We start from the raw sequence: 6947 nt of genomic DNA on the forward strand, positions 1-6947 counted from the left end.
CCGCGCGAGGTGCCGGTGGCCCGCTGGGGCTGGCTGCCGCTGCTCACCGGGGTCGCGGTGGCGACCGGCCTGTCCCGGGCCGCGGGCGTCGACACGGCGCTGAAGTGGCCGAACGACCTCCTGGTCACCGTGGGCGGCGAGGAGCGCAAGGCCGGCGGCATCCTCGCGGAACGCGCCGGCGACGACGGGGTCGTGATCGGCGTCGGCGTCAACGTCACCCTGCGGGCGGAGGAGCTGCCGGTCCCGCAGGCCGGCTCCCTGGCCCTCGCCGGGGCGGTGAGCACGGACCGCGACCCGCTGCTGCGGGCGATGCTGCGCTCGCTGGAGGACTGGTACGGCCGCTGGCGCGGCGCGGGAGGCGACCCGGTCGCCTCCGGCCTCCAGGAGACCTACGTGGCGGGCTGCGCGACCCTCGGCCGCGTGGTGCGCGCGGAACTGCCGGGCGACCGGTCGGTGGTCGGCGAGGCGGTGGCCGTCGACGCCGACGGCCGCCTCGTCCTCGCCACCGAGGCCGGCCTCCAGGAACCGGTGGGCGCCGGCGACATCATCCACTTGCGCTCGGCGTGAAGGGGGAGCCGGCGGCCGGCGTCGGCTCGGGCCGTGGCCCGGCCCGAGCCGGCGGCCGGCGTCGGCTCGGGCCGTGGCCCGGCCCGGGGGTCTCGTGGGTGTCTCCGGACCGGGTCCCCGGGCGGGTCCGGGCGTGTGAAGGTGCGGCGCCCGGCCTCGGGAGGGGCGGGCCGACGGTGGGCGGAGCCGGTGCGGCGGTGGGTCCGGGAGGGGCCGGAAGGGGGCTCACCTCGCGTTCCGGGCTCCTGGGGTGGAACCTGACGGAGTGAGCTGGCGCACACCTGCCGTAGAGTTGAGGCCGGTCGATACCTGACCGTGGCAGATCGGAAGGGCAGCAGGCGTGACCGTCGACGACACGGGCTCCGGCGCGGATGCGGACGGCCGGGTGGACCCGCAGGACGCCGACTCCGGCGGGGACCCGCTCGCCCTGCGCCTGGAACAGCTCATCCTCGGCGCCGAGCGGCGCTACACCCCTTTCCAGGCGGCCCGCAGCGCCGGTGTCTCACTGGAGCTGGCCACCCGCTTCTGGCGGGCCATGGGCTTCGCCGACATAGGCCAGGCCAAGGCGCTGACCGAGGCCGACGTACTGGCCCTGCGCCGCCTCGCCGGTCTCGTCGAGGCGGGCCTGCTCAGCGAGGCCATGGCCGTGCAGGTGGCCCGCTCCACCGGGCAGACCACCGCCCGGCTGGCCGAGTGGCAGATCGACTCCTTCCTCGAGGGCCTGACCGAGCCGCCCGAGCCGGGCATGACCCGCACCGAGGTGACGTACCCGATCGTCGAGCTGCTCCTGCCCGAGCTGGAGGAGTTCCTGGTCTACGTCTGGCGCCGCCAGCTCGCCGCCTCGGCGGGCCGGGTGGTGCAGGCCGCCGACGACGAGGAGATGGTCGACCGGCGGCTCGCGGTCGCCTTCGCGGACCTCGTCGGCTTCACCCGGCTGACCCGCCGGATGGAGGAGGAGGAACTCGGCGAACTGGTCGAGGCCTTCGAGACGACCAGCGCCGACCTGGTCGCCGCGCGCGGCGGGCGCCTGATCAAGACCCTCGGCGACGAGGTGCTGTACGCCGCCGACGACGCCGGAACGGCGGCCGACATCGCCCTGCGCCTCGTCGAGACGCTGGGCAACGACGAGACGATGCCCGAACTGCGGGTCGGCATGGCGTTCGGCACCGTGACCACCCGAATGGGCGATGTCTTCGGCACGACCGTCAACCTCGCCTCCCGGCTGACCTCCATAGCCCCGCGCGACGCCGTGCTGGTGGACAGCGCCTTCGCCGAGGAGCTGATCCGTACCGGCGAGGCGCCCGCCTCCGAGGCCGAGGCGGCCGAGGCCGCGGCCGCCGCCGAGAAGGAGGGCGAGGAGCCGCCGGTGTACCGGTTCGCGCTCCAGCCCATGTGGCAGCGCCCGGTGCGCGGACTGGGCGTGGTCGAGCCCTGGCTGCTCACCCGCCGCCCGGGCGAGGGCACCGGGCCGTCCTGACCCCGGTCCGCGTCAGTGGGCCGAGGCGCCCACGCACAGTCCGACGATCGGCAGACAGAGCCCGTCCCCGCCGCCCGAGGAGGGCGGGGGCGTGCCGGTGTTCCGGCCGGGTGCCGGGGTGGGGTCCGGCGCGGGCGCCGTCGTGGTGCCGGGCGCGCGACGGGTGTGGCGGGGCCGCGTCGGCGCCGGTGCCGTGGCCGGGTGCCCGGGCGGCTTCGTGGCCTGCCGGATCGTCGACGGTACGGCCGTGGGGGCGTCCGTGGTGCCGGGCAGCGTGGAGGGCGGGACCGCGCCGGCCGCCGAGGGGGAGGACGCGGACGCGGCGCCCGTGACCGGGCCGCCGATGCCGCCCAGGGGAGCGGTGGCCGTGGGCGTGGCGGACGCGCCGTCCGAGGCGCTGTCGGACACGGCGGCCGGCCCGTCCGCTCCGCCGCCCTCGGTCTGCGCACCCACGCGGGGCGCGGCCTCCGGACCGCCACCGGGTTCGGTCGCCGCCCGCAGCAGACTCAGCGCCCCGGCGGCCAATGCCAGCCCGCCGGCGGCCAGCAGCACCTTGCGCGGCCGCGGCCGACGGTGCCGCCCCCTCCCCCGAACCAGCACAAGACCCACCCGCCCGGCCTCGGCCGCAGGTTCCGCTTCGGTGTCCGTCGTCTCCGTGGGCGCGTCGTTCCCTATGGCGGGTGTGCCGTCCCGTGCCGGCCTGGTGTCCGTCCTCATCGCAGTCCTCCCCGGTGCGCGCCCCCTGTGCGCCGTGGCCGAGCACGCTAGGTGCTGCGGGCCGGTGCCGGGCGGGAGTCGGGGGTGATGTCACTCGAACGGGGTGCCGGGTGTCGACAGGGAGGGCGTGCGGTGGCACCGCGGCCCTTTCGCCGGGCGGGCGCGGCTGCGATGATCGGGGCGTACGTTGTTAACCCGCGTTAACCGGAGGGTGTCATGAGCGAGGAGCGGTTCGGGGAGTTCGTGCTGGTGCGGCGGCACGACTACGTCGCGGAGCTCGTCCTGGACCGGCCCAAGGCCATGAACGCGGTGTCGACCGACATGGCCCGGTCGATCGCCGGGGCCTGCGCCGCCCTGGCCGCCGACCGGGACGCGCGCGTGGTCGTGCTGACCTCGTCGCACGAGCGCGCGTTCTGCGTCGGGGCCGACCTGAAGGAGCGCAACTCCTTCACCGACGCGGACCTGGTCCGGCAGCGCCCGGTCGCGCGCGGCGCCTACACCGGCGTACTGGAACTGCCGATGCCGACCGTCGCCGCGGTGCACGGCTTCGCGCTCGGCGGAGGCTTCGAGCTGGCGCTGTCCTGCGACGTGATCGTGGCCGACCGCACGGCCGTGGTGGGCCTGCCGGAGGTGTCCGTGGGAGTGATCCCCGGCGGCGGCGGTACGCAACTGCTGCCCCGGCGGGTGGGGGCGGCCCGCGCCGCCGAGCTGATCTTCACCGCGCGCCGTCTGGAGGCCGCCGAGGCGCACGAACTCGGCCTGGTGGACGAGCTGGTGGACGAGGGACAGGACAGGGACGCGGCGCTGGGCCTGGCCGCGCGGATGGCGGCGAACTCCCCGGTCGGGCTGCGCGCGGCCAAGCGGGCGCTGCGGCTCGGGCACGGGCTGGACCTGCGGGCCGGCCTGGAGGTCGAGGACGCGGCCTGGCGCTCGGTGGCGTTCTCCGGGGACCGCGCCGAGGGCGTGGCGGCGTTCAACGAGAAGCGCGCGCCCCGCTGGCCGGGAGAGTGAGGGACACGGCACAACCGCCTGCGGACGGGTTGTTCACCGACGGTCGTACCAATATCCCCGATTCACCCAAAAAATCCCTAACCTGGGGTAATGGGCGAGAACAGGCGGCTGGCCGCCGTCGTGGCGTTGGCGCAGGGCATGGCCGCGGCGCACACCCCGCGCGAGTCGTGGCGGGCCGCCGCGCTCGGCGCGTGCCGCGCGCTGGAGGGGGACTTCGCCGCACTGTCGGTGTGGGAGCGTGAGCGCGGCCGGCTGCGGGTCCTGGTGAACGTCGGCGAGCGCGCGCCCGAGGAGGAGGAGTTCCCGGAGGACGAGGCCTATCCGGTGAACCAGTTCCCGGAGATCGCCGAGTTCCTGCACGAGCGCTGGGCCTCGGGCGGCGAGCCGGACGCCTGGGTGGAGACCGCCGAGGGGCCGGCAGCCGGGGACCCGGGCTACTGCCATCAGCGGGTCGCGGCCCTGCGCCGGCGCGGCCGCGGCTGCTGCGTCGTCGCGCCGATCGTGCAGCACGGCCGCGCCTGGGGCGAGCTCTACGTCGCCCGCGCGGCCGGCACCCCGCTCTTCGCCCGCGCCGACGCCGACTTCGCCACCGTGCTCGCGGCCGTGGTCGCCGCCGGGCTCGCGCAGACCGAGCGGCTGGAGGAGGCCCGCAGGCTGGCGTTCACCGACTCGCTCACCGGGCTCGCCAACCGCCGGGCGGTGGACGTGCGGCTCGACGAGGCGATCGAGCGGCACCGCGAGGAGGGCGTCGCCGTCAGTCTCGTCGTCTGCGACCTCAACGGGCTCAAGCAGGTCAACGACACCCTCGGCCACGCCGTGGGCGACCGCCTGCTGGAACGGTTCGGCTCGGTGCTGTCGCTGTGCGGGGCGATGGTGCCGGGCGCACTGGTGGCCCGGCTCGGCGGCGACGAGTTCTGCCTGCTCGCGGTCGGGCCGTCCGCCGACGAGGTGGTCAAGGCGGCCGACGAGCTGTGCCGGCGCGCGGCCGAACTCGAACTGGGCGAGGGCGTCGCCTGCGGGGTCGCCTCGACCGACGACGCCATCGGGCCCGTACGCTCGGCCCGGCGGCTGTTCCGGCTCGCCGACGCCGCGCAGTACCGGGCCAAGGCCCTGCGTGCGGACCGCCCGGTGGTCGCCGGCCGCGAGGGTCCCGAGGACCCGGTGGTCCGCCTCGCCGACGAGCCCTCCCCGGACCCGGGCGCCCCGGCGGAGCGCCGGCGGTTCCGGGGGCGCAGGCCGTGAAGGCGGGAAGCGGCCGGGGCGTCGTGCAACGGTAAGGGGCAGTGGGCCGCACCACTAGTGACATCTTCGCATTCACTGCGTACGCTCCTGAATATGGATATGCACACTGTGGTGGTGGGGACGTCGGGTGTCACCGCGTCCGACGTTCTCGCCGTGGCGCGCGGCGGCGCCCGGGTCGAGCTCTCGGGGGAGGCGGTGGCGGCCCTCGCGGCGGCCCGGGAGATCGTGGACGCGCTGGCGGCCAAGCCCGAGCCCGTCTACGGCGTCAGCACCGGCTTCGGCGCCCTGGCGACCCGGCACATCAGCCAGGAGCTGCGCACCCAGCTGCAGCGCAACATCGTCCGCTCGCACGCGGCCGGCATGGGACCGCGGGTCGAGCGCGAGGTCGTGCGCGCGCTGATGTTCCTGCGCCTGAAGACCGTCTGCTCCGGACACACCGGGGTGCGCCCCGAGGTCGCGCAGACCATGGCCGACGTGCTGAACGCGGGCATCACCCCGGTCGTGCACGAGTACGGCTCCCTCGGCTGCTCCGGCGACCTGGCCCCGCTCTCCCACTGCGCCCTCGCGCTCATGGGCGAGGGCGACGCCGAGGGCCCCGACGGTGTCGTACGGCCCGCCGGCGAACTCCTCGCCGAGCACGGCATCGAGCCCGTCGAGCTGCGCGAGAAGGAGGGCCTGGCCCTGCTCAACGGCACCGACGGCATGCTCGGCATGCTGATCATGGCCCTCGCCGACCTCGAAGCCCTCTACACCGCCGCCGACATCACCGCCGCCCTCAGCCTCGAGGCGCTGCTCGGCACGGACAAGGTCCTCGCCCCCGAGCTGCACGACATCCGCCCGCACCCGGGCCAGGGCGCCTCCGCCGCCAACATGCTGGCCGTGCTCAAGGGTTCGCAGCTCACCGGCCACCACCAGGACGACGCGCCGCGCGTCCAGGACGCCTACTCCGTGCGCTGTGCCCCGCAGGTCGCCGGCGCCGGCCGGGACACCCTGGCGCACGCCCGCCTGGTCGCCGAGCGTGAACTGGCCTCCGCCGTCGACAACCCCGTCGTGCTGCCCGACGGCAGGGTCGAGTCCAACGGCAACTTCCACGGCGCCCCGGTCGCCTACGTCCTGGACTTCCTCGCCATCGCCGCCGCCGACCTGGGCTCCATCGCCGAGCGCCGCACCGACCGGCTGCTCGACAAGAACCGCAGCCACGGCCTGCCGCCCTTCCTCGCCGACGACGCCGGCGTCGACTCGGGCCTGATGATCGCCCAGTACACGCAGGCCGCCCTGGTCAGCGAGATGAAGCGGCTCGCCGTGCCCGCCTCCGCGGACTCCATCCCGTCCTCCGCGATGCAGGAGGACCACGTCTCGATGGGCTGGTCCGCGGCCCGCAAACTGCGCACCGCCGTGGGGAACCTGACCCGGATCCTCGCGATCGAGCTCTACGCCGCCACGCGCGCCGTGGAGTTGCGCGAGGGCCTCGCCCCGGCCCCGGCGACGCGCGCGGTCATCGACGCCGTGCGCGAGGCGGGCGTCCAGGGCCCCGGCCCCGACCGGTTCCTGGCCCCCGACCTGGCCGCCGCCGACGCCTTCGTGCGCGACGGGAAGCTCGTCGCCGCCGCGGAGACGGTCACCGGCCCGCTGCGGTGAACCGCTGAAGAAGGGGCTGCCACCGCGCGGAGCGGTGGCAGCCCCTTCAGCATGTCCCTACCGAGTCCGTACGCCTCAGAAGCCGAGCCGTTCCCGCCGTACCGAATACACCACGAAACCGGCGCCCAGCCCCAGGAACAGCGTGCCGCCCACGACATAGGGAGTGGTGTCCACGCTTCCCGTGTCGGCGAGTTCGGTCCCGCCGGGCGTGATCGTGCCCGAGGCCGGCTCCTCGGCCGTGGTCGCGGCCCGGCCCTGCTCGGTGACCTGTGTCGTCGACGCCGTCCGGGCCGCC

The 6947-nt window shown here is 75.6% G+C and carries 7 protein-coding genes; 5 read left to right on the top strand and 2 right to left on the bottom strand.

The window, feature by feature from the left end; genetic code table 11:
- A partial coding sequence (locus tag IE249_RS36315) for a biotin--[acetyl-CoA-carboxylase] ligase (RefSeq protein ID WP_229857567.1) occupies positions 1–567 on the top strand: 567 nt, incomplete at its 5' end.
- 340 nt (positions 568–907) lie between these two features.
- The gene (locus IE249_RS05325) at positions 908–2044 is read left to right on the top strand and encodes an adenylate/guanylate cyclase domain-containing protein (protein WP_189703564.1); all 1137 of its coding nucleotides are present in this window, start codon (positions 908–910) and stop codon (positions 2042–2044) included.
- Positions 2045–2056: 12 nt separating this feature from the next.
- Here the strand turns inward: IE249_RS05325 and IE249_RS05330 are convergent, their stop codons facing one another.
- On the bottom strand, positions 2057–2761 hold the full coding sequence (locus IE249_RS05330; protein WP_189703718.1) for a hypothetical protein: 705 nt from the start codon (positions 2759–2761) through the stop codon (positions 2057–2059).
- Positions 2762–2977: 216 nt separating this feature from the next.
- Between IE249_RS05330 and IE249_RS05335 the strand changes: the two genes are divergently transcribed.
- The 3 genes from IE249_RS05335 (at position 2978) to hutH (ending at position 6652) form a co-directional block, all read left to right on the top strand.
- Positions 2978–3772, top strand: a complete 795-nt coding sequence (locus tag IE249_RS05335; protein WP_189703565.1) for an enoyl-CoA hydratase/isomerase family protein — start codon at positions 2978–2980, stop codon at positions 3770–3772.
- Positions 3773–3862: 90 nt separating this feature from the next.
- On the top strand, positions 3863–5014 hold the full coding sequence (locus tag IE249_RS05340) for a GGDEF domain-containing protein (RefSeq protein WP_189703566.1): 1152 nt from the start codon (positions 3863–3865) through the stop codon (positions 5012–5014).
- 99 nt (positions 5015–5113) lie between these two features.
- Positions 5114–6652 carry a histidine ammonia-lyase gene (gene hutH / locus IE249_RS05345; protein ID WP_189703704.1) on the top strand — a complete coding sequence of 513 codons (1539 nt, stop codon included), beginning with the start codon at positions 5114–5116 and terminating at the stop codon, positions 6650–6652.
- A 75-nt stretch (positions 6653–6727) separates the two neighbouring features.
- Here the strand turns inward: hutH and IE249_RS36320 are convergent.
- Positions 6728–6947, bottom strand: a 220-nt coding sequence (locus IE249_RS36320) for an LPXTG cell wall anchor domain-containing protein (protein ID WP_229857568.1), incomplete at its 5' end; no start/stop codon positions are given.

The sequence above is a fragment of the Streptomyces anandii JCM 4720 genome (assembly GCF_014650655.1).
Taxonomy (GTDB): domain Bacteria; phylum Actinomycetota; class Actinomycetes; order Streptomycetales; family Streptomycetaceae; genus Streptomyces; species Streptomyces anandii.